At 57.6% G+C, this 24,375-nt stretch carries 20 protein-coding genes, 1 other RNA gene and 3 pseudogenes; 14 read left to right on the top strand and 10 right to left on the bottom strand.

All coding sequences use genetic code 11. From position 1 onward, the window contains the following. The first annotated feature begins 185 nt into the window (after positions 1-185). Positions 186-1,859: a DNA repair protein RecN gene (recN, locus tag BMX68_RS12110; protein WP_017133106.1), complete on the top strand. Its 1,674-nt coding sequence runs from the start codon at positions 186-188 to the stop codon at positions 1,857-1,859. 75 nt (positions 1,860-1,934) lie between these two features. Here the strand turns inward: recN and fur are convergent, their stop codons facing one another. Then, a complete protein-coding gene (fur, locus tag BMX68_RS12115) occupies positions 1,935-2,339 on the bottom strand; it encodes a ferric iron uptake transcriptional regulator (protein ID WP_026013299.1) in 405 nt (134 codons plus the stop codon). A gap of 97 nt (positions 2,340-2,436) precedes the next feature. On the opposite strand from fur, the gene BMX68_RS12120 reads away from it, so the two are divergent. After that, entirely contained in the window at positions 2,437-2,964 is a 528-nt protein-coding gene (locus tag BMX68_RS12120) for an outer membrane protein assembly factor BamE (protein ID WP_017133108.1), read from the top strand. A 224-nt stretch (positions 2,965-3,188) separates the two neighbouring features. Here BMX68_RS12120 and BMX68_RS12125 read toward each other — a convergent pair whose 3' ends face one another. Together BMX68_RS12125 and BMX68_RS12130 are read right to left on the bottom strand one after the other, a co-directional pair. Beyond that, a complete protein-coding gene (locus BMX68_RS12125) occupies positions 3,189-3,494 on the bottom strand; it encodes an RnfH family protein (protein ID WP_017133109.1) in 306 nt (101 codons plus the stop codon). Further along, positions 3,487-3,921, bottom strand: a complete 435-nt coding sequence (locus BMX68_RS12130; protein WP_017133110.1) for a type II toxin-antitoxin system RatA family toxin — start codon at positions 3,919-3,921, stop codon at positions 3,487-3,489. The genes BMX68_RS12125 and BMX68_RS12130 overlap by 8 nt, the downstream gene beginning before the upstream one ends. Positions 3,922-4,048: 127 nt before the next feature. Between BMX68_RS12130 and smpB the strand changes: the two genes are divergently transcribed. Next, positions 4,049-4,531 carry an SsrA-binding protein SmpB gene (gene smpB, locus BMX68_RS12135; RefSeq protein WP_017126797.1) on the top strand — a complete coding sequence of 161 codons (483 nt, stop codon included), beginning with the start codon at positions 4,049-4,051 and terminating at the stop codon, positions 4,529-4,531. 61 nt (positions 4,532-4,592) lie between these two features. Here smpB and BMX68_RS12140 read toward each other — a convergent pair whose 3' ends face one another. Continuing rightward, entirely contained in the window at positions 4,593-5,360 is a 768-nt protein-coding gene (locus BMX68_RS12140) for a GntR family transcriptional regulator (protein ID WP_017133111.1), read from the bottom strand. Positions 5,361-5,614: 254 nt separating this feature from the next. On the opposite strand from BMX68_RS12140, the pseudogene BMX68_RS26365 reads away from it, so the two are divergent. The 9 genes and pseudogenes from BMX68_RS26365 to BMX68_RS12175 all read left to right on the top strand — a co-directional run. Then, positions 5,615-5,762, top strand: a pseudogene (locus tag BMX68_RS26365) (hypothetical protein); the annotation flags it as partial. Between the two features lie 95 nt (positions 5,763-5,857). Then, a complete protein-coding gene (gene lldD / locus BMX68_RS12145; RefSeq protein ID WP_017133112.1) occupies positions 5,858-7,003 on the top strand; it encodes an FMN-dependent L-lactate dehydrogenase LldD in 1,146 nt (381 codons plus the stop codon). Positions 7,004-7,083: 80 nt separating this feature from the next. Then, complete coding sequence (locus tag BMX68_RS12150; RefSeq protein ID WP_017133113.1) at positions 7,084-9,891, top strand: FAD-binding and (Fe-S)-binding domain-containing protein; 2,808 nt, start codon at positions 7,084-7,086, stop codon at positions 9,889-9,891. A gap of 103 nt (positions 9,892-9,994) precedes the next feature. Next, positions 9,995-10,276: a PA2433 domain-containing protein gene (locus tag BMX68_RS12155; protein ID WP_074862214.1), complete on the top strand. Its 282-nt coding sequence runs from the start codon at positions 9,995-9,997 to the stop codon at positions 10,274-10,276. A gap of 84 nt (positions 10,277-10,360) precedes the next feature. Continuing rightward, positions 10,361-10,750: a transfer-messenger RNA gene (gene ssrA / locus BMX68_RS12160) on the top strand. A gap of 161 nt (positions 10,751-10,911) precedes the next feature. Further along, complete coding sequence (locus BMX68_RS12165) at positions 10,912-11,226, top strand: hypothetical protein (protein WP_017133115.1); 315 nt, start codon at positions 10,912-10,914, stop codon at positions 11,224-11,226. A gap of 28 nt (positions 11,227-11,254) precedes the next feature. Continuing rightward, entirely contained in the window at positions 11,255-11,812 is a 558-nt protein-coding gene (locus BMX68_RS26650) for a pyocin activator PrtN family protein (RefSeq protein ID WP_017133116.1), read from the top strand. Positions 11,813-11,868: 56 nt separating this feature from the next. Further along, positions 11,869-12,077 (top strand): annotated as a pseudogene (locus BMX68_RS25465) (hypothetical protein). 51 nt (positions 12,078-12,128) lie between these two features. Continuing rightward, entirely contained in the window at positions 12,129-12,908 is a 780-nt protein-coding gene (locus BMX68_RS12175) for a hypothetical protein (protein ID WP_074862217.1), read from the top strand. Here the strand turns inward: BMX68_RS12175 and BMX68_RS12180 are convergent. Next, positions 12,892-13,225, bottom strand: a pseudogene (locus BMX68_RS12180) (cell wall hydrolase); the annotation flags it as partial. The gene BMX68_RS12175 and the pseudogene BMX68_RS12180 sit on opposite strands and share 17 nt — an antisense overlap. A gap of 361 nt (positions 13,226-13,586) precedes the next feature. On the opposite strand from BMX68_RS12180, the gene BMX68_RS12185 reads away from it, so the two are divergent. Beyond that, entirely contained in the window at positions 13,587-13,835 is a 249-nt protein-coding gene (locus BMX68_RS12185) for a helix-turn-helix transcriptional regulator (RefSeq protein ID WP_017133120.1), read from the top strand. Continuing rightward, positions 13,832-15,337 (top strand): YfjI family protein, encoded by a 1,506-nt coding sequence (locus tag BMX68_RS12190; protein WP_017133121.1) that lies wholly within the window; start codon positions 13,832-13,834, stop codon positions 15,335-15,337. The genes BMX68_RS12185 and BMX68_RS12190 overlap by 4 nt, the downstream gene beginning before the upstream one ends. Positions 15,338-15,511: 174 nt before the next feature. Here the strand turns inward: BMX68_RS12190 and BMX68_RS12195 are convergent, their stop codons facing one another. The 5 genes from BMX68_RS12195 to BMX68_RS12215 all read right to left on the bottom strand — a co-directional run bounded on the left by BMX68_RS12195 (position 15,512) and on the right by BMX68_RS12215 (position 24,337). Then, the gene (locus BMX68_RS12195) at positions 15,512-16,423 is read right to left on the bottom strand and encodes a restriction endonuclease (protein WP_017133122.1); all 912 of its coding nucleotides are present in this window, start codon (positions 16,421-16,423) and stop codon (positions 15,512-15,514) included. 9 nt (positions 16,424-16,432) lie between these two features. Beyond that, positions 16,433-19,642 (bottom strand): type I restriction endonuclease subunit R, encoded by a 3,210-nt coding sequence (locus BMX68_RS12200; RefSeq protein WP_017133123.1) that lies wholly within the window; start codon positions 19,640-19,642, stop codon positions 16,433-16,435. Continuing rightward, a complete protein-coding gene (locus BMX68_RS12205; RefSeq protein ID WP_017133124.1) occupies positions 19,642-21,048 on the bottom strand; it encodes a restriction endonuclease subunit S in 1,407 nt (468 codons plus the stop codon). The genes BMX68_RS12200 and BMX68_RS12205 overlap by 1 nt, the downstream gene beginning before the upstream one ends. Next, positions 21,045-23,021 carry a type I restriction-modification system subunit M gene (locus BMX68_RS12210; protein ID WP_074862221.1) on the bottom strand — a complete coding sequence of 659 codons (1,977 nt, stop codon included), beginning with the start codon at positions 23,019-23,021 and terminating at the stop codon, positions 21,045-21,047. Before BMX68_RS12210 ends, BMX68_RS12205 begins: the two co-directional genes overlap by 4 nt. 395 nt (positions 23,022-23,416) lie before the next feature. After that, positions 23,417-24,337 carry a LysR substrate-binding domain-containing protein gene (locus BMX68_RS12215; protein WP_026013300.1) on the bottom strand — a complete coding sequence of 307 codons (921 nt, stop codon included), beginning with the start codon at positions 24,335-24,337 and terminating at the stop codon, positions 23,417-23,419. Between the last annotated feature and the right edge of the window lie 38 nt (positions 24,338-24,375).

Here is a 24,375-nt window from a genome sequence, read left to right on the forward strand (position 1 = left end):
CCCACGTATATGGGGCCGCATTTTCCAGGTTCAAGGGCTCCAATGCATACCACGGAGCGAGCGGTACATTCCCCTTAGCGCTAAAAAAAACAGTCATTCAAGCAAATCGAGCTAAGTCCAGGCATTGTCAGTCGAAATCAAAACACTGTATAAATAACCAGACATAAAGCCTGGGAGCGGCCTTCATGCTGGTGCACCTGTCCGTACATAACTATGCAATCGTTGAGCATCTCGATCTGGAATTGGATCGCGGGATGAGCGTCATCACGGGCGAAACCGGCGCTGGCAAGTCGATCATGCTCGACGCACTCGGGCTGACCCTGGGCGATCGCGCCGACAGCGGCGTGGTGCGCCCCGGTGCGGACAAGGCCGACATTCTCGCCACCTTCGACCTGGAGGACATTCCAGAAGCCCGTAGCTGGCTGGCCGAACGCGACCTGGACCATGACGGCCCCTGCATCCTGCGTCGGGTGATCACCACCGAAGGCCGTTCGCGGGGTTATATCAATGGCTCGCCCTGCCCCCAGGGAGATCTCAAGGCCCTGGGCGAGTTGCTGATCGACATCCATAGCCAGCACGAACACCAATCCTTGCTGAAGACCGACACTCATCGTCGCCTCCTCGACGAATATGCCGGAGCAACCGATCTCGCTCGCCAGGTACAGCTCGCGGCCCAGCGTTGGCGCCAGACCCGCCATGAGCTGGAGCGCCTCTCCAATTCCGGTGATGAACAACGGGCCCGCCACCAACTGCTCAGCTATCAGCTCGAAGAGCTGGAAAATCTGGGTCTGGGCGAAAACGAGCTGGAGGACCTGGAGCAGGAACACAAGCACCTGACCAATGCTGAAACCCTGCTCGGCATTTGCCGGCAAGTGGTCGAGCAGTGCAGCGAAAGCGACTCTGGCAACATACTCAATGCCCTGTCCTCCAGCCTCAATCGCCTAAGCAGTGTCAGCAACGGCACCGGCGCACTCGGTGAAGCCACCAACCTGCTGGCCAGCGCGCAGATCCAGGTCGAGGAAGCCGTCGGCGAATTGAACCGCTTCCTCGACCATTTCGATGCCGATCCGGCACGCCTACAACAGCTCGAAGAACGACTGGATGCGATCTACACCCTTGCCCGTAAGCACCGTATTCAGCCCACCGAAGTCGCCACCCTCCAGCAGAAATTGCTGGATGAGGTCGAGACTCTGAATGCCAACGACGAAGCCATTGAGCGCCTCGGCGAGGAGTTGGCCGCCTACACTCGGCATTATCAGGAGCGCGCCCAGGAACTCAGCGACCTGCGCCGCCAAGCCGCTACCGGCCTGGCCGGTGCCGTCGAGCAGGAAATCCAGCGCCTGGGCATGCCCGGCGGGCGCTTCAGCATCGAACTGCACGCCAACGCCAGCAGCGAGCCATTACCTTATGGGCTGGAACAGGTCGAGCTGCTGGTCAGCGCCAACCCCGGCCAACCCCTCAAAGCCCTGGCCAAGGTGGCATCGGGTGGCGAACTGTCGCGGATCAGCCTGGCCATCCAAGTGATTACCGCGCAGACCTCGCGCATCCCAACCCTGGTATTCGACGAAGTGGACGTGGGCATCGGCGGCCCGACGGCGGAAATTGTCGGCCAACTGCTGCGCCGCCTCGGTGAACGCGGACAAGTGCTGACGGTCACCCATCTGCCACAAGTGGCGGCGCAAGGGCACCACCACCTATTCGTGCACAAAATGCGCGGCAGCGACGCCACCCGCACGGCGGTCTCGAAGCTGAGCAAGGCCGAACGGATCGAGGAAGTCGCACGCATGCTCGGAGGCATCGACCTGACCAAGGAATCCCTGGCTCACGCAAAAAAGATGGTCATCACCGCAAAAATCTAGGAGCGGCAAAAAACACGAAGGCGACCCTTGGGTCGCCTTTGCTCGTTTCGCGAATCTTAAGCTCGCACGATATGCTTACTTTTTCTTGCGCACGTACAGCACAAGATTGTGATCAACCATCTCGAAGCCATACTTTTCGACGATTGCCTTCTGAAGTCGCTCGATTTCTTCGTCGAAAAATTCGATCACCTCACTGGTCTCGACGTTGACCATATGGTCGTGATGCTTGCCGTCGTCCAGTTCGAATACCGCGTGACCGCCATCGAAGTTATGGCGAACCACCAGCCCAGCCGCTTCGAATTGGGTCAGAACACGGTAGACCGTGGCCAGACCAACGTCCTCGCCAGCCTCCATCAGCGCCTTGTAGACGTCCTCGGCGCTCATGTGACGCTGCTCGGCGGAGTCGAGCATTTGCAGAATCTTGACCCGCGGTAGAGTCACCTTCAGGCCGGCTTTACGTAGTTCGCTATTTTCAACCATGGTCAGCTTTCTCGCGACGCTGCTTCGCAGCATCTCTTAATACAGGTATGATCGGGGTTTACGTTGTCCCAGCCAAGATAGTGGAAGTCGCCCACCGATGCAAAACACCAAGCTCTTGCTAACCAGCTTTACCTTAGTGGGACTGCTCGCACTCGCCGGTTGTTCATTCCCTGGGGTTTACAAAATCGACATCCAGCAAGGCAATGTCGTCACGCAGGACATGATAGACCAGTTACGTCCGGGAATGACCCGCAATCAAGTAAGGTTTATCATGGGCAACCCCCTGCTGACCGATACCTTCCACGCCAATCGCTGGGATTACCTGTATAGCCTGCAACCTGGTGGCGGTGAACGCCAACAGGAACGGGTCAGTCTGATTTTCAACGACAATGACCAACTGGCCAGCCTGTCCGGCGACTTCATGCCCGGCATGAGTCGCGACGAAGCCATTCTCGGCAAGGACAGCGGCACCACCGTCGATGCGCCCAACCAGAACGCCGAAAAGCCAAAGGAAGAGAAGCCGGCCAAACCAGGCTCATTGCTTGAGCAGATCCAGAAAGATGTCGACGGCGTAAAAACCGTGCCGGTTCCAACCCCGGAACCACTGGATACGTCGCCACGGTAATAAACCGACACAATAGAAAGCCCGGAATGGCGGGCTTTCTATTATCCATGCACCAGTGAGCTTCTAGTGGCCTGTACGGTGAGTTCGTTAGCTCAAGGTCGAATGCCATAAGCCCATGGCCAAGGCGCTGTGACGAGTCATAGCCGGGCTATGGCGAGGAACAGCAACGCAGGCCAGGGATTTATGGCGCCGAAATGGACTCATAGAACTCACCATACAGGCCACTAGGCCCTGCTCCTGGCTGCTTTTTCCGCTCGCAGGCGCCGCGCTTCTTTCGGGTCAGCCAACAAGGGTCGATAGATCTCGATACGGTCGCCTTCCCTCACGATCCGAACGTCGGGATCACCGACTACTTTACCGAAGATCCCCAGTGGGCAACTCGACAGATCAATCCCAGGGAACTGCTGCGCCATTTTCGACAACTCGACAGCACCACGCAGCGTTGTATCCACGGGGACCGAAATCGCCAACAGACACTGACGCCCGACCTCGGCGTATACCACCTCTATCGAAACCCAGGAGTCAGCCATGGAACTCTTTGGCTCGCTGACAGAAAGCATCCACCAGAGTATTGGCCGCCTGGTTGAATAGCGGCCCAAGGGTCGCCCGCACGATAGGCCCGGCATAATCGAAGGTCAGATCCAGGCTGATCTTACAGGCCTTTTCCCCTAGCGGCTTGAACACCCAGACACCATGCAATTGGGTGAACGGCCCCTCCTCCAGATTCATCTCAATCGACCGCCCCGGCACCAGCGTATTGCGGGTGACGAACTGCTGGCTCAAGCCGCCCTTGGCGACCCCCAGTGTGGCGCGCATGTGCACGTCGGAGCTTTCCAGCACCTGGGCCGTCGAGCACCACGGTAGAAATTCCGGGTAACGCGCGACGTCGTTCACCAGGTCATAAAGCGCCTGTGCCGGATAAGGCAGTAGGGCCGAACGTTGAATATGGGTCGTCATGTCAGCGTTGATTCCACAGCTGGGCGGCAAACAAAAGTGAGCGCATTGTCCGGGATTCATCCTACGCGCTCAAGCACGCAGCTTCACCGTAGCCGACTGACGCGCAACCCCCTATAATGCCGCCCCTATGGCTAAACAGAAGAAACACCCCACGGGGACCATCGCGCAAAATAAAAAGGCGCGCCACGATTACTTCGTCGAACAACGGTTCGAGGCTGGCTTGGTCCTGGCCGGCTGGGAAGTAAAGAGTTTGCGGGCAGGCAAGGCGCAACTGGTCGACAGTTATGTCTTGCTCAAGGACGGTGAGGCCTGGCTGTTCGGTAGCCATTTCACGCCGCTGACCACCGCGAGCACCCACGTCATCGCCGACCCGACGCGCACGCGCAAGCTGCTGCTCAACCAGCGCGAGCTGGAGAAGATCTTCGCTTCCGTGCAACAGAAAGGTTACGCCTGCGTCTGCCTCTCTTTGTACTGGAGCAAGCATTTGGTCAAGTGCGAGATTGCCCTGGGCAAGGGCAAGAAGGAATACGACAAGCGTGATACCGAACGCGAGCGCGATGCCAGTCGCGAACTACAGCGCGCGGTGCGCAATAAAGGTAAGGACGACTGAGCCCCTGCGCCACCACAAAAGGGGTGGCCTGGCATGTCGAGGGGCTCGCCCCTCGACCTCGTCAAATTCCCTTGCGCCGCTTCGCTCGCGCCACCCGCTGCGCCTCCTGACGCACTTCTTCCAGCACTTCCTGCACATACAGGATATGTCGACTGGAGATTTCACGAGCCTGTTCCGCCCGACCTTCGACAATCGCCAGATACAGTTCCCGATGCTGACTGATCAACCTATCGCGGGTTTCGGTGCGCTGTTTATACATGCCGCCGATATTGATCACCACGTGACGCTTGAGCAAATCGAACAACCCGCGAATCGTGTGTAGCAGCACCGCATTGTGGCTGGCTTCGGCAATTGCCAGGTGGAAGTTCGCGTCAGCTTCGCCTTCCTCCGCTCGACTCACTTCTCCCTCGCGGCAATAGCAGCTCTGCAATAGCTCGAACGCAATCTGCAACTGCTCTCGATCCGCCTCGGTCGCCCGCAATGCCGCGTAGTAGGCGCAAGACGCCTCCAGGGTATGGCGAAATTCGAGCAGATCGCGTTGGACCTCCGGATTAGTTTCCAGCAAATGCAGCAGCGGGTCGCTGAAGGTAGAACCCAGCGTCTCCACCACATAATTGCCACCACCCTGGCGACTGACCAGCAAGCCCTTGACCACCAGCTTCTGGATCGCCTCGCGCAACGAGGGGCGCGAGACGCCGAACTGCTCGGCCAACGCACGCTCGGCCGGCAGACGCTCACCGGCCTTCAACGCGCCCTCGAGGATCATCCGCTCAAGCTGCTCGACAATATCGTCAGACAAACGGCGCTGACGAACCTGATCAAACCCCATTACTGACTCCTCGCAGCCCCAAACCCTTGGCGGAGGCCCTTATTCGGGTCTATTGAGGCCGCACCGGCCCCTAGCGGACAGCGCAAAAACACCCACCCAGCCCCTTCCTGCGCCTCGCCGACGAAAGCTTCAGCACGGCAAATTGACACGCGCCTAATAGGGCTTTTAACCTAGCTCACAGCGAATGTAAATTGGTAATACCAATTTACATTCGCTGATCAGCGCCTACCAGGAACCATTAAGGGCCACTCCATATGCAAACCTGGCAACAGCTCTATAGTCCTCTCGGCAACCTCGGCCTATCTGCTGTCGCTGTCGTTATTCCCATCGTGTTTCTCCCTCGTCCTGGGGGTATTTCGCCTCAAGGGTCATGTCGCAGGCAGCATCACCCTCGCCCAAGCCTACGTCTTCACCGGCATGCTGGTGCACCAAAGTGACACATGTCAGGGCTGTCGACACCCCGGCAACTGCTTTTTCACCCAACGTTGCGAGCTCCCATGATCATTTCCGCCGCTACCGATTACCGTGCCGCCGCCCAATGCAAGCTGCCGCCGTTCCTGTTCCACTATGCCGACGGCGGGGCCTACGCCGAACACACCCTGCGCCATAACGTCGAGGATCTGGCCGACATCGTCCTGCGTCAGCGCGTACTGAGGGACATGTCTGAACTGAGCCTGGAAACCCGCCTGTTCGACGAAACCCTGAGCATGCCCGTGGCGCTGGCACCGGTTGGCCTGGCCGGCATGTATGCCCGTCGCGGTGAGGTCCAGGCTGCGCGCGCGGCGGCGGCCAAGGGCATTCCCTTTACACTGTCGACCGTGTCGGTCTGTCCGATCGAGGAAGTAGCCCCGGCCATTGACCGGCCCATGTGGTTCCAGCTGTACGTACTGAAGGATCGCGGCTTCATGCGCAACGCACTGGAACGCGCCAAGGCAGCGGGCGTTACTACCTTGGTCTTTACCGTGGACATGCCCGTACCGGGCGCCCGTTACCGTGACGCACACGCCGCGATGAGCGGCCCGAACGCGCCACTGCGGCGTGCCTGGCAAGCCATGACCCATCCTCGGTGGGCCTGGGACGTCGGCTTGCTGGGCAAGCCCCATGATCTGGGTAATATCTCCAGATACCGTGGCAACCCGACGGGCCTGGCCGACTACATCGGCTGGCTCGGCGCCAACTTCGATCCGTCGATTTCCTGGAAGGACCTGGAGTGGATCCGCGAATTCTGGGACGGCCCGATGATCATCAAAGGCATTCTCGATCCGCAGGATGCCAAGGACGCAGTGAAGTTCGGCGCCGACGGCATCGTGGTCTCCAATCATGGTGGCCGTCAGCTCGACGGCGTGCTGTCCAGCGCCCGCGCCCTGCCGGCGATTGCCGACGCCGTCAAAGGCGACCTGAAGATCCTTGCCGACTCAGGCATCCGCAGCGGCCTGGACGTGCTGCGCATGATCGCCCTCGGCGCGGACACCGTCCTGATCGGTCGTGCCTTCCTCTACGCCCTGGCCGTCGCGGGCGAAGCCGGCGTGAAGAACCTGCTGGATCTGTTCGAAAAAGAAATGCGTGTGGCCATGGTGCTCACCGGCGCCAAGTCCATCGGCGCGATCAACCGCGATTTGCTGGTCCGCGAACTGGGCGCCTGAACCTCGTGCCCACCCGAATCACCGGCTGATTGAACGGGGCACATGGCGCACCAGATGCCACCAACCCGTGAGGAGTTTGCATGAGCCTGCCCGCCCCGTTCCTCCACTCAGTGAAACAACTGATTCCCCGCGAGCGCCGCTTCGAGGATGCACTCTCGACCCTGGCCTTCGGTACCGATGCCAGCTTCTACCGCTTGATCCCCAAGCTGGTGATCCGGGCCGAATCCGAAGATGAAGTAGTCGAACTGCTCAAGCTGGCCCACCGCGACCAGGTGCCGGTGACGTTCCGCGCCGCCGGCACCAGCCTGTCGGGCCAGGCCAGCAGCGACTCGGTGCTGATCGTCCTCGGCGACAACTGGAATGGCCGGGAAATACGCGACCAGGGCCGTCAAATCCGCTTGCAACCGGGCGTCATCGGCGCACAGGCCAATGCCTGGCTGGCCTCTTTTGGCCGCAAAATCGGCCCGGACCCCGCCTCGATAAATGCCTGCAAGATCGGCGGCATTGTCGCCAACAACTCCAGTGGCATGTGCTGTGGCACCGCGCAGAACACCTATCACACCCTCGCGGGAATTCGCCTGGTGCTGGCTGACGGCAGCCGCCTGGACACCGAGGACCCGGCCAGCCTCGTCGCCTTTCGCCAGAGCCACGGCCCACTGCTCAGACAGTTGGATGACCTCGCTCGGGAAACCCGCGCCAACACCGAACTGGCCGCGAAGATCCGTCACAAATACCGCCTGAAGAACACCACCGGCCTGTCCCTCAACGCCCTGGTGGATTTCGACGAGCCGCTGGATATCCTCAGCCATTTACTGGTCGGTTCCGAGGGAACTCTGGGCTTTATCAGCGCGGTGACCTACGACACAGTAATCGACCACCCGAACAAAGCGTCGGCATTGATCGTCTTCCCCGATGTGGAAACCTGTTGCACCGCCGTTACCGTACTGAAGAGCCAGCCGGTGTCCGCTGTCGAACTGCTCGACCGCAGCAGCCTGCGCTCAGTGCAGGGCCAGCCCGGAATGCCGGCTTTTGTCCAACAACTGTCGAGCAATGCCTGCGCGCTGTTGATCGAATCCCGCGCTGCCTCCTCGTCGCTATTGCAGGAGCAACTGGCACGGATCATGACCTCACTGGCGCCGTTCCCAGTGGAGAAGCAGGTCGACTTCACCGCGGACCCGGTGGAAAACGCCCGGCTCTGGGCCATCCGCAAGGGCACCTTCCCAGCGGTCGGCGCCGTGCGTGAAACTGGCACCACGGTAATCATCGAAGACGTGACCTTCCCCGTCGAACAACTGGCCATCGGCGTCAACCGCCTGATCGAGCTGTTCGACAAGCACCATTACGACGAAGCGATCCTGTTCGGCCACGCCCTGGAAGGCAACCTGCACTTTGTCTTCACCCAGGGTTTCAACAGCCCAGCACAAGTCGCCCGCTATCAGGCGTTCATGGACGACGTCGCGCAGTTGGTAGCCGTGGAGTTCGGCGGCTCGCTCAAGGCCGAACACGGCACCGGTCGCAACATGGCGCCCTTTGTCGAACTGGAATGGGGCAGCGACGCCTACCAACTGATGTGGGCCATCAAACACCTGCTCGACCCCCAAGGCATTCTCAACCCGGACGTGATACTCAGCGACGACCCACGGATTCACCTCAAGCACCTCAAACTGTTGCCCGCCGCCGACGAAATCATCGACAAGTGCATCGAATGCGGCTTCTGCGAACCGGTGTGCCCGTCGAAAGGACTGACCCTGAGCCCTCGCCAGCGCATCGTGATCTGGCGTGATATCCAGGCGAAGAAACGCGCCGGCATCGACACCTCGGAACTCGAGGCCGCCTATCAATACCAGGGCATCGACACCTGCGCCGCCACCGGCCTGTGTGCGCAACGCTGCCCGGTGGGCATCGATACCGGCGAGTTGATGAAAAAACTGCGCGGCCACCAGGCAACCCATGTGACAGCCGCCAACTGGCTGGCAACACACTTCGCCACCACATTACAGGGCGCCCGCCTCACCTTGCATGTCGCCAATGGCGCCCGCATGCTGCTCGGAGCGCCGCGCCTGAGCAGGCTCTCATCGAGCCTGACGCGCCTGTCCAACGGGCGTGTTCCACAGTGGAGCACCGCCCTGCCGCAACCGGAGCGGGCGGTGCGTTTTAGTCCGGCGCTCGATGACCAGCGGTCACGGGTGGTCTATCTGGCCGCCTGCGTCTCACGAGTGATGGGCCCGGCGGCAGGTGACAAAGAACAAATGTCACTGTTCGACAAGACCTGCGGCCTGCTGGCAAAGGCCGGCTACCAAGTAGTACTTCCGGACAACCCCGAACGGCTGTGCTGTGGCCAGCCCTTCGCATCCAAGGGCTACGCCGAACAGGCCGAGCGCAAGCGCCAGGAACTGATCGGCGCCTTGCTCCATGCCAGCCGCGGCGGCCTCGACCCGATCTACTGCGATACCAGCCCATGCACCTTGCGCTTGGTCCAGGACCTGAGCGACAGTCGCCTCGACCTCTACGACCCGGTACGTTTCATTCGCACACACCTGGTGGACAAACTAACCTTCACCCCCCAGGACACACCGATTGCCGTCCACGTGACCTGCAGCACCCAGCACCTGGGGGAAAGCCAGGCACTGATCGACCTGGCGCGACGCTGCAGCCACAACGTGGTGATCCCCGAAGGTATCCACTGCTGCGGATTTGCCGGCGACAAAGGCTTCACCACCCCGGAACTGAATGCCCACTCGCTGCGGACCTTGAAGGACGCCGTGCAATATTGCGCGGAAGGCATCTCCACCAGCCGCACCTGTGAAATCGGCCTCAGCCAGCATGGCGGGATCGACTATCACGGACTGGTCTACCTGGTGGATCGGGTGACCACGGCAAAAAAGTAGAACCTTGACCAACCAGGGCAGTCCACTGATCAGGCGCTACCCAAAGGCCCCACGCGCCCAGGCGCCAGTCTCGATACCTGAACCCCGGTTCAAGGAGATAGCCATGAAACGTTCCGTACTGCCCGGCTGGTTGGTTATCGCTTCACTGCTGGCCGCCCCGGCGTTTGCCGACAGCGAAAAGGATCTGTGCGCAAGCAACCTGCAAAATATCAACACATCCAAGGCCAGCGTCCTGGCCGCCGACCTGAGGGGCCAGATCGACAGCGACATCCAGCAAGCCCAGGCTGCCCAGACGAAAGACACCGCTGCAGGCTCCAAGGAATGCATCGTCATTACGCAAAGGGCGATCCAGAAAATCCAGAACAGCCAGAAGGGTGCCCGGTAAAACCGTCGGCCTGCCGATCGGGATGGCCTTTGGAGCCACATTGAGGTACACTGAGGCTACCTGCTGGTAATGCACAGCAGGTTCGGGGCCGTTTAGGATTCGACGCCGGTTGCGAAACTTTAGGTGCATGCCGAGTTGGTAACAGAACTCGTAAATCCACTGTTGCAACTACTTATAGTTGCCAATGACGACCACTACGGTGCTGCTCTCGCTGCTTAATTGCAGCTGACATGCACTCCTGGCACCTTCGGGTCCAGCAATCATCAGGGGATGTCTGTAAACCCAAAATGATTGTCATATAGAACAGAATCGCCGTGCAGTACGTTGTGGACGAAGCGGCTAAAACTTACACAACTCGCCCAAAGCACCCTGCCCGTCGGGTCGCTGAGGGTTAACTTAATAGACACGGCTACGCATGTAGTACCGACAGCGGAGTACTGGCGGACGGGGGTTCAAATCCCCCCGGCTCCACCAAATTAGCTATACAAATCAGGCACTTAGCGTTTATCGCAAGTGCCTTTTTTGTGCCTGAATGGGTGGTTTTGGCTCGGTTATGCCAGTTTAATGGCAGCATCTGCGATGATCATCTCCTGCATTCGCGCTAAGCTCAGGCGATAACCAGGAGCGGTGCAAAGATGAATGAAAACGCAGAAGGACCTGACAGCTATCATTCACGCGCGAAGGAAGCCGAGGCTTTCGTGACGTCGACCAAAGGCCCAAGACCCGTAGCGAACGAAGTCAAAGACTGCATACTGGCTTCTACGGCCGCTGGGCTAGCCGCGATGACCGCGCTGGCGATTGCAGGCGTATACGGTGAACGCTTCGAATATATAACTATCATCGTCGCAATGAGTGCCGGCGCTTTGAGATTCTTCGTGAGTCGACTTGAGCAGAGAGAGTGGCAAAATGCTTGGATCCGAAGGATGGAACAAACCGCACCGGTAGATTAATGCCGCCGTTATGCGAGGGAGTCGAGCGATGAACACTCTTTTTCTCTTAATGGCTCAATATCATGGCCAGACGATTGTGTCCTTGAGTCGGGTATGCGCCGACTATTTCACTCATCTGACACCAGCAAATCTACGAACAAAGGTCTCCTCAGGTGAGATTGACCTACTGATTGTCTCCATGGAGCTGAACGAAAAAACTGCACGAGGCGTTCATCTGTCGGATCTTGCTGATTACATTGATCGACAGCGAGATAGAGCCAAGCTTGAGCTTGATCGGACGAGGAAGCAGGCTACCAAATCCTTAAGCCAAGAGCCGCGCGAATTCGAAAAACCTGAGACTGATACATTTTCTCAACCTAGAGAGTCAAATGATCTTAGTCGACAACCGATCCTTTTCATTAGGCTAGCTGAAGTAAAGCGAATTACAGGTATGTCGACTAGTACGATCTACAAAATGGTAAGTCAGAGTACATTTCCACGACAAGTTAAACTAGGTGGTCGAGCTGTGGCCTGGGTTAGAGTAGAGGTAATCGAGTGGTGCGATCTTCGAATCAAAAAGTCTAGAATGCTAAAAAGTGAGAACTAGGGATGTAGCAGAACAGCCAAAAAATCACATCTCTCATCTCAAAAATCGGACCTCCCATGCCCAACTCAGCCCTGCTCCCCAGTCTGCTTTACAAGATCAACGAAAATCAGCTCGCGCTCGAGGCAGCCATTATGGATTGTCCAACTGGGTGGAGCAGCAAGGATCGTCAGAAGTCTCCGACAATGTGCGCGGCGCCCTGGACACCATCGACAAGAATGAAGAGTTCATCAAGCTGACGCTCGCGGTGCTGATGGCGTCCGAGTGATAATCGGTCTCAGCCAGCGGTATGACTATCAATGCAAGGTATGGAGGCTGTATGGACAAAAGGACCTATGACAAAACTTTCCACTTGGACAATGCCCGTAAACTCTTGGAAGAAGAAGAATCCCAGCAACTTCGATATGCCAGTCTAGAATTGAGATTTTTATTAGAAGCTCATGTTTACGAACGACTTCTAAACGGGGTGGACAGTCTTCCAAAAACCATAATTGAAAAATGGGAGCCAAACAAAGCTATGAAAATGCTGTCCATGTTCGATCAATATGCGGACATGGATTTACGCCTAACAATTTCCAACGCTAACGGTACTGAGCCTTTAGTGATTAACTCGCCCAACATAAAGAATTCATTACTGACGAGCTATTACAATACATTGGGCAGTTTTCTTCATTTATCACAACCCACCAAAGCCAAAGACTACAAAATAAATAAACCTAAACTCAATGAAATTTTCTTGGCTCTCGAACGACTTACTACTGGAAATCTCATAATCTATGGGATTCCTTATGAAAATTTTGAATGTGAAGCGTGCGGAAAGCCAATCCTCTACACCTCTCACTATGTGAAAAACAACAAATCCATTCTATGTCAGAACGATCAATGCAAAAACGAACACCGCATCTTGATAGAAGACGGCATGATAAAGCTCGGATCGAAAATAATGGCCCCTTGTGGTAAATGCGGCAAGGATTTGGAAGTATTCATATCGCGCTTGGAGGAAGGATCAAAACTGAAATGCGCCTACTGCTTCACGGGATACACGGCGTCGTTAGTTTTCAGGGCAGATGAAGAGGGCCCCGTTACGGCACATCCTTAAAAAAGATGTGGTGCCCGACTTTCAGCGTTTGCTTGGCGCCTTTTGCCCAGGTCGGCGGCTTCGGCATCGTCGTCGCGTAATAGTGTGTGGCACCGCCGGTTGGGTCCGGGGCCGTGCTGTCGATCACATGGTCAGCGGCAATCCGCGCTCGGGTGAGCTCTTTCGCAGGAATTGGCCTCGCACCACTCAAGTACGCGTGGTTCGGAACGCTCTTGTTCCAGCATCTGGCTTCAGGCACACACCGGCCTAGCCCCGCCCCGCCAGTCTGGCTTGCCGTCGTTGTGCAGGTCCATCTCCACCCGGTTGCGGATCGTCCAGCCGCGCAATGACTCAAGCCAGCAAGGGCACGGCAGAGACGACGAAGACTGCGGCAGGACGTCGTAGCGTGAAGCCGCGAAATACAAGGGCTGGATACGGCCCCCCCAACAAAAAAAATTACCGTTATAAATCAGGTAGTTACCTAATAACTACAGTGACTTTTCTGTGCCTTTCAGGGCTGTTTCGGCTGGGTTATGCCAGCTTATGACAGCCTGTCTAACCGCAAAGCCCATCCGCGGCTGTCGCCTTTACTTCAACAATCGACAGAACGTTTTCCGGCGCTTTTTTGGTTTGAAATCGCCCCCCAACTGACCGGACAGGATATTTAATAGGAGTCGACTTACACACAGAGCCCCACACATGTCGACACATTCCCCCAAGAAATACCTGATCAGTCACACCTCTCTTCAGCACTGCTTTGACAAGAGCCGCTCCGGACTAGAAAAGCTACGCGAAACCGATGCCAGCTTCCCTCGCCCCATCAAATTTGGCTCGAGCAAACAGGCTGGGGTTTACTTCGTTGTCGCAGAGGTGGAAGCCTGGCTGGAGAGCAAGATCAGCGAGCGTGATGGTATCGCTCTGGATCTCGCCGGGCGAGAAGACCAATGACTACACACGAGCAGATACCTTCGTTCTTAGCAGAGATGCCCGCGCCGGCATTTGCCGCATACATGAACCCTAACATTGCGCCAAAGCCACTACCGAGCGGGTTGGCCAGGGTCATGCCCTGGTTTGATGAACTATTGCCTACTGCTCTTCAGGAGTACGTGCGGGATGTTGCTGAGCGTACCCAGTGCCCACCTGATTTTGTTGGGGTCGCGCTTATCGTGGCAGTCAGCACAGTAGTTGGGCGCAAATTCAGCGTCTACCCGAAACAGAAGGATGACTGGATGGTCGTTCCAAACCAGTGGGGCGTCATCATCGGGCGACCATCTGCGATGAAAACGCCGGCACTCAAACAGGCCCTGCTTCCATTGCGCGCCTTGGATGCCAAAGCGCGAGAACGCTATAGCCAAGCTCAAGCCGAGCACAAGGCCGCTAGCGAGCTTTACGACATGAAGCGCAATGCAGCCAGGGTAAAAGCCAGAAAGCTTTACAGTGGGGGTGACGAGAATGCAGCTCAGGAAGAACTGAAACGTCACTCAAGCGAGAACCCGCCCCCAATTCAGCGGCGCTACATCGTCAACGATGCAACGGTCGAAAAACTCGGCGAGCTGCTCAACGAGAATCCAAACGGCCTAGTAGTTGAGCGTGACGAGCTGGGGGGCTGGCTGGCAACGATGCAGAGCGAAGACGGTTCGGTTGCGCGAGCATTTTATTTGGAATGTTTCGACGGCAACGGCTCATTCACCTATGACCGTATCGGCCGAGGAACCATTTATATCAAGTCATGTTGTTTATCGTTGATCGGTGGGATTCAACCCTCACGAATTGCGTCCCTTGTAAACGCTGCCGTCAGCGGCGAACTGGATGACGGCCTGATTCAGCGCCTGCAGCTGGCGGTATATCCCGACGATGTTCGAGAGTGGCGTTATATCGACCGTTGGCCGAACAAAATCGCCGCTGAGCGCATCTCGGAGGTTATCGAACAGCTCGACCAGATACCTGATGAGCCTCACTCTGCCCTCAGATTTACTCCAGAAGCCCAGGAGAAGTTTATCGCCTGGTATACCTCCCACATGCAAGCAAGCCGGAGCGATCATCTTCACCCCGCATTGCAATCCCATTACCTGAAAATGCCGAAAACCATTGCAGGCTTGGCCCTCCTATTTGAGCTGATTGAAGGCGGACGGGAAGCCGTGGGCGCTGAGTCCACTGACCGCGCCATAAACTGGGCGAACTACCTGATGAGCCACGCCCAGCGGCTGTACGGAGCGGCAATCAACGCACCACTAATCGCTGCGCTACTGATTCTGGAGCGCCAGCAGAAATTGCCCGAGCCATTTACTGCCCGAGAGGTGCGCCAGAAGGATTGGACAGGATTAGGCACGCAGGACGCGGTAAATAATGCGCTCACCGTTCTAGCTGAACATGACTTCATCGTTGGCTACGAGGTGGCCGGAGAAAAAGGTGGACGCCCATCGATTCGCTATGTGTGGCGAAAAACGTAGCTCAACCCAACCTGTTCACTAAAAAGACCGATAGGACGACCTACAAAACCTACGAAACCTAGTTCTGTAGGTTTCGTAGGTCGCCCTTACCCCTGGCAGGGATAAAAACTGCCACAACAACAGTAATCTCCGAGTTCATACTTACTTGGGTGAGCCGGCTTCCTGGGTTGTGACTCAATCCTCTGCGAAGTAGTCGCTGTCGAGCTGCTTCACCTCGTACACCTGCTTAACGCTCACCCCCAGGTTGTTCTCCACCATCAGACGCGCCAGCCCAACACCGTCGATCAGCACCACCTTGATATCCAGCCCCAGCGCTGCAGTACGGGCACCATCGGAAAAGTCCGAAGTGGTGATAAACACGCCCTTTCGCGCTCGCTGGCGGGTTAAGGCTCCGATGAACTTGTCGATCTCCGGGCGATGCACCGTGTTGGTCCAGCGCTTGGCTTGCAGGTAGATCACGTCAAGACCGAGCTTGTCTTCTTTGATGATGCCGTCGATACCGCCATCATTGGTCGCTTGAGTCGCCTTGCCGGCTTCCTTGCGCGAACCGCCGTAGCCCATGGCGATCATCAGATCGACCACCAGCTGTTCAAAGAAGCTAGGTGTCGCTGCCCGCACTTGCGCCAGCAGCTCGTCTGCCAGTGACTGCACTAATGCCTGATGCGCTTCGGCCAACTGCTCATCCGGCGTGGTCTCGGAAATCTCAATGTCCAGCGCAGCAGGTAAATCAGCTACTTGAGGCTTGGCGGTATGGAAGTCCGCGAACTCGGGAAACTGCTTCAGCCAGCTCACAGTGATGCGCTCGGGGCCACTGACCAAAGCGTCCCGGCCACGCGCAGTGATCTGCACCATGCCCTTGGCGGGAATGCACAGCAGTCCGGCCTTGTTCAGGTAGGTACGCGCCCAACCCACACGGTTGTTGATCACCGTCTGATGGCCGGAGGGCAGGCGCTCCTTGCGCTCATCCTCGGTCAGCTGGAACTGATCGGCCATCCGCTCGCGCAACTCATTGAGCGGCAGCGGCGCACCGTTCTGTACGGTGGCAAGCACCGGCCGCATCACACTTTGAAAATCCGGAATTGCCATCGTCACTCCCTAACCTTGTAGGCCGCCGCGCAAGCCATTCTCATCGAGCCCCGCAGCCGTCTTCAGCATCTTCAAAATCACCAGCGCAAACGCCCGGCTCTTGGTCTCGTTATCCAGCACTTCCAGCGACAGCTTCTCGTGGTCGGTCATGGCGTCCAACACGGTATCCAGCACACGCTTGGGGAACAGGCCGTGCATTACTTGCTCCGCCGAGTGGCTGTTCACCTGAGCCATCACATCTTCCTGACGGCTGATGCGCTGGGCGATACCGGTGAGGAACTGCAGTTGGTCGTCATCGCTCACCTCGGCACCGAAGATATCGTTCAGCGCGTCGATGATTTCCGACAGGCGCTTCTTCTCCGGGTCATGCGGCTTACCGCTGCCCACATCGCTACCCGGCTTTAGCTTGTATTCGCCTTCCCCCTCACTCAGCCGCAGCTGGTGTTCGGCTCGCTTGCTCAGGCGGTAGTGGCTCAGTTGCAGCTCGCCCACGTCCACGTCGTCTTGTTGCAGGCGATCCACGCGCAGCAGCGGGTGCAGGTGCTTGGCATACACGCACAGCTGCTCCAGCTCGCGGTCCTCATAAGGCACGATTTGCGAGAGGAACTCATACAGGCGCACAAAGCTCTGCAGGTTCTTGCGGAACAGGTCGAGCTGGTCCACCTGCTCGCCGGCCTCTTTCAGTGCGTGCTCGGCCTTTTTCAGGCCGGCGCTGTCGCCATTGGCCTCGGCGGTGCGTTTGAAGTCTAGCGCCTGCTGGCGCGACTCAACGGAGAAGGCATAACGCTTGGCAAAGCGCTCCTTGGCCGGCGTGCAGTAGTAGCTGAGCTTGCTGGCGGCCGCCTTGGGGTCGAAGAAGGCCATGGCGAACGCCTCGACCTCCTGCCAGTGATAGATGCCCTCGGCATCCAGCTTCTTCTGCAGGTCATAGATGATCTGCGGGTCGGTCACGTCGGTCAGCTCGGCCTTGGTGTAGTACGGCAAGAAGGCGTCGAGGATGTCCTGCGGCTCATTGAAGAAGTCGAGGATGAAGGTTTGCTTGCTGTCACCGAAGGTGCGGTTCAGCCGCGACAGGGTCTGCACGCAGTCCACGCCCTGCAGTTTTTTGTCCACGTACATGGCGCACAACTTGGGCTGATCGAAGCCGGTTTGGTACTTGTTGGCGGCGATCATCACGTTGAAGTCCTGGGTGTCGAACGCCTGCGCCAGGTCGCGGCCATTCAGGCCAGCGTTGAGTAGGCTGCTGCTTTCCGTCACCTCTTCGGGGATCACCCCATCCGGCAACACGCTGCCGGAGAAGGCCACCAGCGGGTGCACATCGTTGTAGCCCATCTGCTGCACATAGGCTTTCAATGCCAATTGGTAGCGCACCGCCTCCTGACGGCTGCTGGTCACCACCATGGCCTTGGCCTGGCCATTCAGCAGGCCACGGATATTGGCGCGGAAGTGCTCGACGATCACCTCGACCTTCTGGCTGATGTTGTACGGGTGCAAACGCACCCAACGGGCCAGTTTGATGCGCGCCTTCTTGCTGTCCACCTCGTCGTCTTCGCCATCCGGGTGGGCGATCTTCCAGGCGGTGCTGTAGGTGGTGTAGTTGCGCAGCACGTCGAGGATAAAACCCTCCTCGATGGCCTGGCGCATGGAGTACAGGTGAAATGCCTCGGGCTTGTTGCTGGAGCTGGCCGGAAGCGTTGGGTCGGCCGGGCGACCGAACAGCTCCAGGGTCTTGGCCTTGGGCGTGGCGGTAAAGGCGTAGTAACTGATGCGTTCGTTCGGTTGGCGCGCCTGCACGGCGGCTTCCAGTAGCTCTTCGGCGCTGACTTCTTCCCCTTCCAGGGCATCGCTGCCAAGGATCTGTTTCAGCTTGCTGGCCGATGAACCGGTTTGCGAGGAATGCGCCTCGTCGGCGATTACCGCATAGCGTCCGCTGGCCAGCTTGGGGTACTTGTCCAGGGCATCGAACAGCGCGGGGAAGGTCTGGATGGTGACGATGATGATGCGCGTCTGCTCGGCCAGCGCTTCGGCCAGCTGCTCGGATTTGCTCTGGCTGCTGGTTTCACGGTTGATCTGCTTGACCACGCCTTGGGCGTGCTCGAACTGGTAGATGGTGTCCTGCAACTGCTTATCCAGCACTGTGCGGTCGGTAATCACAATCACCGAGTTGAACAGCCGTTGGCCGGCATCGTCGTAAAGCGAGGCCAACTGATGCGCCGTCCAGGCGATGGAGTTGGACTTGCCCGAGCCGGCGCTGTGCTGGATCAAATAACGCTTGCCCGGCCCTTCGGCGCGGGTGGTGTTGATCAGCTGGTTGACCACTTCCCACTGGTGGTAACGCGGGAAGATCGTCGTTTCCTTGGTTACCGGCGTGCCGTCGAAGCCTTCGCTGGTTTTCTTGTCCAGGTGCAGAAAGCGCCCCAGCACCTTGAGCCAGGCATCCGGCTGCATCAGGCGTTGCCACAGGTAACTGGTGGCGTATTGGCTGTCATCCTCTGGCAGCGGGTTGCCCGCGCCGCCTTCTGCGCTGCCGAGGTTGAATGGCAGGAAGAAGGTGTCTTTACCCGCCAACTTGGTGGTCATCGCCACCTCGTTCTGGCCGACGGCAAAGTGCACCAGCGCGCCGCGCTTAAAGGTCAGCAGCGGCTCGGGCTTACGGGTAATTGGGTCTTTTACAGGGCGGTCGTAACGGTACTGGCGCTTGGCGTTTTCCACCGACTGTTTGAACTCGCTTTTCAGCTCCAGCGTGGCAGTGGGGATGCCGTTGACGAACAGCACCAGATCCAGCCGTGGGTTGTAGCTCTGCCCGCCGCTGCCAGCCTCACGCGCATGCGGCGAGTAGGACACCTCCGGCACCACGCGCAGGCGGTTGCACTGGTAGCGCTTGAGGGTGTCCGGGTTCATGCCGTGGTCGGGCTGGAAGCTGCACAGCTCCACCTTTACCGCCGGCAGCTTAAAGCCATGGCGCAGCACATCCAGGGTGCCGCTCTGTTCCAGCTCGCGCACCAGTTTTTGCACCAGCACGCCGTCTGGATCATTCGGGTTGGCCTTGGCGAACTTGTCCCAACGCTCCGGCCAGGCGTCCTTGAAGTAGCCCAGCACATCTTCGGTATACAGCGCAGTGCGCCGGTCGTAGCCGCTGGTGGTGCCGACTAGCCAGCCTTGGGCGGCCAGGGCGCCGATAATGTCTTGTTGAAACTGCGCTTCCTTGCTGTCCGCCATTACATGGCCTCTTGTACTAATTCGGGAGTTGGCGCGCTGGCCGGTGGCTGCCAACCGCGCACGTCGATTTTGCCGGTGACGGCGGCGGAGATTAGGGCGGAGCGGCGTTCTTGGAGCAGGCAACGTTGATTGGTGACTTCGGCAACCAACTCATCAGAAATCTTCAGCGTGTCGCCTAGGCATTGCAATATGATCTTCTGCTCGCTAAGTGGCGGCAAGGTAAGAGACATATCCATCACGACGGACTGCGAGATATTTTGCATCGAGTCACTTGCACCACTTGCAGCCAATTCAATCTGACTCCTAGGAGCACTTGATCCGAGGTATAGAGCCAAGAACTCAGGAGCAACTCTCTCAGCGTTTAAACGCAATCGATAGAGTTTGTCGCACAGCATTAGCCATGGATAATCGCTGACTGCAACAGCAGCACTGCCAACAAGCTCTCGGGTATTTGCTCTTGATATCAATAAGTCGCCCTGCTTGATGGCTAATCCCGCATCTGGCTCAAGCTCATCTGGTAGGCGCTTATTTTCAGCAGGATTGAACATTCCACCATTTACACACCCAACTTTTAATACACCCCACTCACCATCCTCAGCCGGATAATTGTCGCACTGAGGACTCCATCCTTGACTCATGTCCTGAACCACATATTTCACGGCGGTTAATTCCCAATGCGCCGGCAACTCGCCTAGCCACTCCACCCCGGAGTCTTTCATCGGCACCGTGGGGACGAGGCCTTTGGTGACTGCGTGGGAAATCACGGCCTGGCGCTTTTCCTTGAGCAGTTTGATCAGGCGCTGCTGCTCTTCAATCAGCGCGTCGATGCGGGCGGTTTCGTGGTCGAGGAAACGGGCGATTTGAGATTGTTCGATTCGCGAAGGAAAGCAAAACCGCTCCTGCAAGTAGGACTCAGCATCAAGATTTTGGATACCAGTAACCTGCTTCACCGAAGGGTAGTTAACCCGGCCATGGTAAAGATTGCCGAAGGCATAACAAAGAAACTGGCTATCGAACTCCGATAGCGGTCGCATTCTCGCCACGAAATTTGAAGTAATTGCATCAAACTCATGCGTGAACAAAACAACACAGCCGACCAGCGTTTTTTCTCCGCCCCCAGATTTCTCGATCAGCAAATCACCTGATTTGATAAGTCGCGATTGTCTTTCTTTATGTGTGATACTTCTGTAGGTCAGCTTATCGAGCCCAACAGTCGAAAAAGATCGCTCGAAGTCGGCAACTCTGATGACTGCAATATCATTCTCGCCATCGGGCTCATCACCCCACAAGCCGTTTACGCACCCATACACCGTGCGTTTAAGTGAGTGAACCGACCAATTCTGCGGCACCTCGCCCAGCCACTCTACGCCAGAATCCTTGTATGCCGGGTAACTAGGAAAGCTCATGCCGACAGCCCCTCAATCATCTGCTTGATACGGTCGGTGCAGGCTTTCAAATCTTTGTCAATTTCAGCCAGCGCACGCGGCGGATTGAAGACATAAAAGTGGCGGTTAAAGGGAATTTCGAAGCCGACGATACCGACCTCGCCGTCCTGCGCATCGGTCTTGTTCTCGTCGATCCAGGCATCCGGCACATGGGGGATGACTTCACGCTGGAAGTAGTCGTAAACCGACTCGCCCAGCGGCACGTTCTCGTTATCGCGCAGGCCGGCATCGACTTCCGGCTGGCCCTTGGTCATGCAGATATCCGCCTCGGAGTCGCGCTCGCTCAGGGCGCTCATCAGGGCTTTTAGCTCCAGCGTGCTGAGGCTGACGCTATGAGCGGTGAGGGCTTTTTTCAGCAGCGTGCTGAACTGCTCGCGGTTGCGGTGCAGCACGCTGGCGTCCATCGTTTGCAGGGCGGCCAGCAGATGCTGCTGGACGGCGCTGTCGAGTTTTTGCAGGGCTTTCTCTTCCAGCACCTTAGCGATGCGCTCGGCACTGGTTTGGAAGTTCAGGCGCAGCGGGCGCTCGACGGTGATACGGCGGTAGCCGAAGGCGTCGATGGGGAAGATCTTGCTCTGTGCGGTTTGCTCAAAGCTGCCATACAGGCGCACCAGCTCGCTGATTTGATCCTCGGTAATGTACTGCCGCTTGCTGCCCAGCGACTTGCGCATTTTGGCGTAGTGCTGGCTGCCGTCGATCAACTGCACCTTGCCCTCTCGCGCAGCGGCCTTGTGGTTGCTGAGTATCCACACATAGGTGGCGATGCCGGTGTTGTAGAACATGTCGGTGGGCAGCGCGACGATGGCTTCGACCAGATCGTTCTGCAGCAGGTAGCGGCGAATCTCCGACTCACCCGAACCCGCGCCGCCGGTAAACAGCGGCGAGCCGTTGAGGATGATGCCGATGCGCGAGCCACCGTCGCGCGGGTCACGCATCTTGCTGACCAGGTGCAGGAGGAACAGCAACGAACCGTCGGACACCCGTGGAAGGCCAGGGCCGAAGCGGCCGTCGAAGCCCTTCACCGTGTGCTCGTCGGTGATCTGCTTTTGCACCTTCTTCCATTCCACGCCGAAGGGCGGGTTGCTGAGCATAAAGTCGAAGCGCTTATCGGCAAGCTGGTCGTTGGATAGGGTGTTGCCGAGCTTAATGCTGGCCACGTCCTGGCCCTTGATCAGCATGTCCGCCTTGCAGATGGCGTAGGACTCGGGGTTGAGCTCCTGGCCGTGCAGCGACACGCTGACCTTCTCGCTGATGGACTGGATGTACTCATCACCCTCAGACAGAAAACCGCCGGTGCCGGCGGTTGGGTCATAGATGGTGACGATGCTGTTGGGCGCGAGCTTGTGGTCCTGATCGGTGATCACCAGCGAGGTGGTGAGGTGCACGATATCGCGCGGGGTGAAGTGCTCCCCGGCGGTTTCGTTGGAGCTTTCCGCGAACTTGCGGATCAGCTCTTCGAAGATGATACCCATGCCGAAGTTGCTGATGAACTCGGGGCTAAGATCCGTGGCGGCGAAGCGCTGCACCACCTGGTACAGCAGGTTGGCGGTTTCCAGTTGCTGGACGAAGTCTTCAAAGTGGAAGTGTTCGAAGATCTCGCGGGCGTCTTTGCTGAAGGCCTGCACGTAGCTCATCAGGTCGGCGGCGGTTTGGGTGTCTGACAGCGTGCCAAGGGTCAGCGGCGAGCCGTTGAAGAACTGCTGGCCGGCAGCGCGCAGCAGAATCATCTCACGCACTTGGTCCGGACGGCCTTCCTGAGCGAAGGTTTGTTTGATCACCTCACCCTTGGTCGGTGCGAGCACGCACTCCATGCGCCGTAACAGGGTGAATGGCAGGATGATGCGACCGTATTGCGATTGTTTGAAGTCACCGCGCAGCAGATCGGCAATGGACCATAGAAACGCGGCCGTCTGGGAATGATTTTCCGTGTTCACGCAATAACTCCTTGGAGTACGGGCAAAAACGCAAGTTTACCCCTTAGAGCTGGCGCCCTGTCACAGAACCGACGGCCTATTTTCACTCCGCTCCGAATACTCAAAGGTGCTAAGGCCGCACTCGAACGTTAGCCAGCAACGATATGTCTGCTGCAATGTGTTCTCGAAACGGGGTTTTAGCAGTCTATGCAGTGTGCGTAATTGCATGGATTTGACCACCCATTTGCACTCGACTTGACCAGTTGTTTGCATCCTATTTGACCAGCGCACGCGTATGCCTTGACCCGCAGAAATCGACCCATTGCTGACACCTGAATGATGAGAAACCCCGATGCATCAGCGTATCCAGGCCATGCCCCAGATACCCTTTTGTTTCCAGCCTTGGTTGTATCCCACTATTCCCGAACCGCACTGATCCCCGCGAGCGTTGAGAAGGACGTGTCTTTCGCAGTCAGCAGAAAATCGCTCATATAAGGCGTAGCCAGCATGTCTGAGCGCACTGCCGCGAAAAGCGTGGGAAACAACCCCTTGTTACCCAGGCGCCGGGCAGTGACATATCCGCGCGAGGTGTATTCGTGAAGCGCCCAGTTGGGCAGGCAGCAAACGCCTCTGCCGGAAGCCACCAATTGCATCATCATCACCGTCATCTCGGAAGTTCGAACGTTGAGCGGTTCTATATCGGCGGGATCAAGAAAACGGGTGAAGATATCGAGCCTGTCTCGTTCGATTGGATAGGTGATCAGCGTGAGTGGCTTCAAGTCTTTTGGCTCGATGACGCTCTTCTCCACCAACGGATGGTGATTGTCCACAGCCAGCAATGCTTCATAGGTGAACAGCGGCACATAGGTGATCCCGTTCAGGTTGATCGGATCGGACGTCACGACTAAATCCAGATCTCCACGGGCCAAGGCAGGTAGCGGTGCGAACGAGAATCCGGATGCCAGATCCATCTCGACCTCCGGCCATGATGTCCTGAAAGCGTCAATGGCTGGCATCAGCCACTGGAAGCAGCTGTGGCACTCGATCGCGAGATGCAACCGCCCAGCCGAACCACCTGCTAACCGGCTGAAATCACGCTCGGCTTCGCGCAGCAATGGCAGCACTTCGTCGGCCAATCTCAGCAATCTCAGGCCTGCGCTGGTGAAGCGCATCGGCTTTGATTTACGAGTAAAAAGCGTCATCCCCATCCGTTCTTCCAGCTCTTTGAGCTGGTGGGAAATGGCTGACTGGGTCAGGTTCAGACGCTCAGCCGTTTCCACCAGACTGCTGGTGTCCCGCATGGCTTGTACGGTTTTAAGATGACGAATATCGATCATGACTATGAATAAAATTTGAGTTTGTGAGTAATAAAATT

It is taken from the genome of Pseudomonas agarici (assembly GCF_900109755.1).
In the GTDB taxonomy this organism is placed as follows: Bacteria; Pseudomonadota; Gammaproteobacteria; order Pseudomonadales; family Pseudomonadaceae; genus Aquipseudomonas; species Aquipseudomonas agarici.

What these genes read in the sequence shown, in the direction of transcription:
- recN (WP_017133106.1), top strand. Translation starts at nt 186, where the DNA reads ATGCTGGTGCACCTGTCCGTACATAACTATGCAATCGTTGAGCATCTC.
- fur (WP_026013299.1), bottom strand. Translation starts at nt 2,339, where the DNA reads ATGGTTGAAAATAGCGAACTACGTAAAGCCGGCCTGAAGGTGACTCTA.
- BMX68_RS12120 (WP_017133108.1), top strand. Translation starts at nt 2,437, where the DNA reads ATGCAAAACACCAAGCTCTTGCTAACCAGCTTTACCTTAGTGGGACTG.
- BMX68_RS12125 (WP_017133109.1), bottom strand. Translation starts at nt 3,494, where the DNA reads ATGGCTGACTCCTGGGTTTCGATAGAGGTGGTATACGCCGAGGTCGGG.
- BMX68_RS12130 (WP_017133110.1), bottom strand. Translation starts at nt 3,921, where the DNA reads ATGACGACCCATATTCAACGTTCGGCCCTACTGCCTTATCCGGCACAG.
- smpB (WP_017126797.1), top strand. Translation starts at nt 4,049, where the DNA reads ATGGCTAAACAGAAGAAACACCCCACGGGGACCATCGCGCAAAATAAA.
- BMX68_RS12140 (WP_017133111.1), bottom strand. Translation starts at nt 5,360, where the DNA reads ATGGGGTTTGATCAGGTTCGTCAGCGCCGTTTGTCTGACGATATTGTC.
- lldD (WP_017133112.1), top strand. Translation starts at nt 5,858, where the DNA reads ATGATCATTTCCGCCGCTACCGATTACCGTGCCGCCGCCCAATGCAAG.
- BMX68_RS12150 (WP_017133113.1), top strand. Translation starts at nt 7,084, where the DNA reads ATGAGCCTGCCCGCCCCGTTCCTCCACTCAGTGAAACAACTGATTCCC.
- BMX68_RS12155 (WP_074862214.1), top strand. Translation starts at nt 9,995, where the DNA reads ATGAAACGTTCCGTACTGCCCGGCTGGTTGGTTATCGCTTCACTGCTG.
- BMX68_RS12165 (WP_017133115.1), top strand. Translation starts at nt 10,912, where the DNA reads ATGAATGAAAACGCAGAAGGACCTGACAGCTATCATTCACGCGCGAAG.
- BMX68_RS26650 (WP_017133116.1), top strand. Translation starts at nt 11,255, where the DNA reads ATGAACACTCTTTTTCTCTTAATGGCTCAATATCATGGCCAGACGATT.
- BMX68_RS12175 (WP_074862217.1), top strand. Translation starts at nt 12,129, where the DNA reads ATGGACAAAAGGACCTATGACAAAACTTTCCACTTGGACAATGCCCGT.
- BMX68_RS12185 (WP_017133120.1), top strand. Translation starts at nt 13,587, where the DNA reads ATGTCGACACATTCCCCCAAGAAATACCTGATCAGTCACACCTCTCTT.
- BMX68_RS12190 (WP_017133121.1), top strand. Translation starts at nt 13,832, where the DNA reads ATGACTACACACGAGCAGATACCTTCGTTCTTAGCAGAGATGCCCGCG.
- BMX68_RS12195 (WP_017133122.1), bottom strand. Translation starts at nt 16,423, where the DNA reads ATGGCAATTCCGGATTTTCAAAGTGTGATGCGGCCGGTGCTTGCCACC.
- BMX68_RS12200 (WP_017133123.1), bottom strand. Translation starts at nt 19,642, where the DNA reads ATGGCGGACAGCAAGGAAGCGCAGTTTCAACAAGACATTATCGGCGCC.
- BMX68_RS12205 (WP_017133124.1), bottom strand. Translation starts at nt 21,048, where the DNA reads ATGAGCTTTCCTAGTTACCCGGCATACAAGGATTCTGGCGTAGAGTGG.
- BMX68_RS12215 (WP_026013300.1), bottom strand. Translation starts at nt 24,337, where the DNA reads ATGATCGATATTCGTCATCTTAAAACCGTACAAGCCATGCGGGACACC.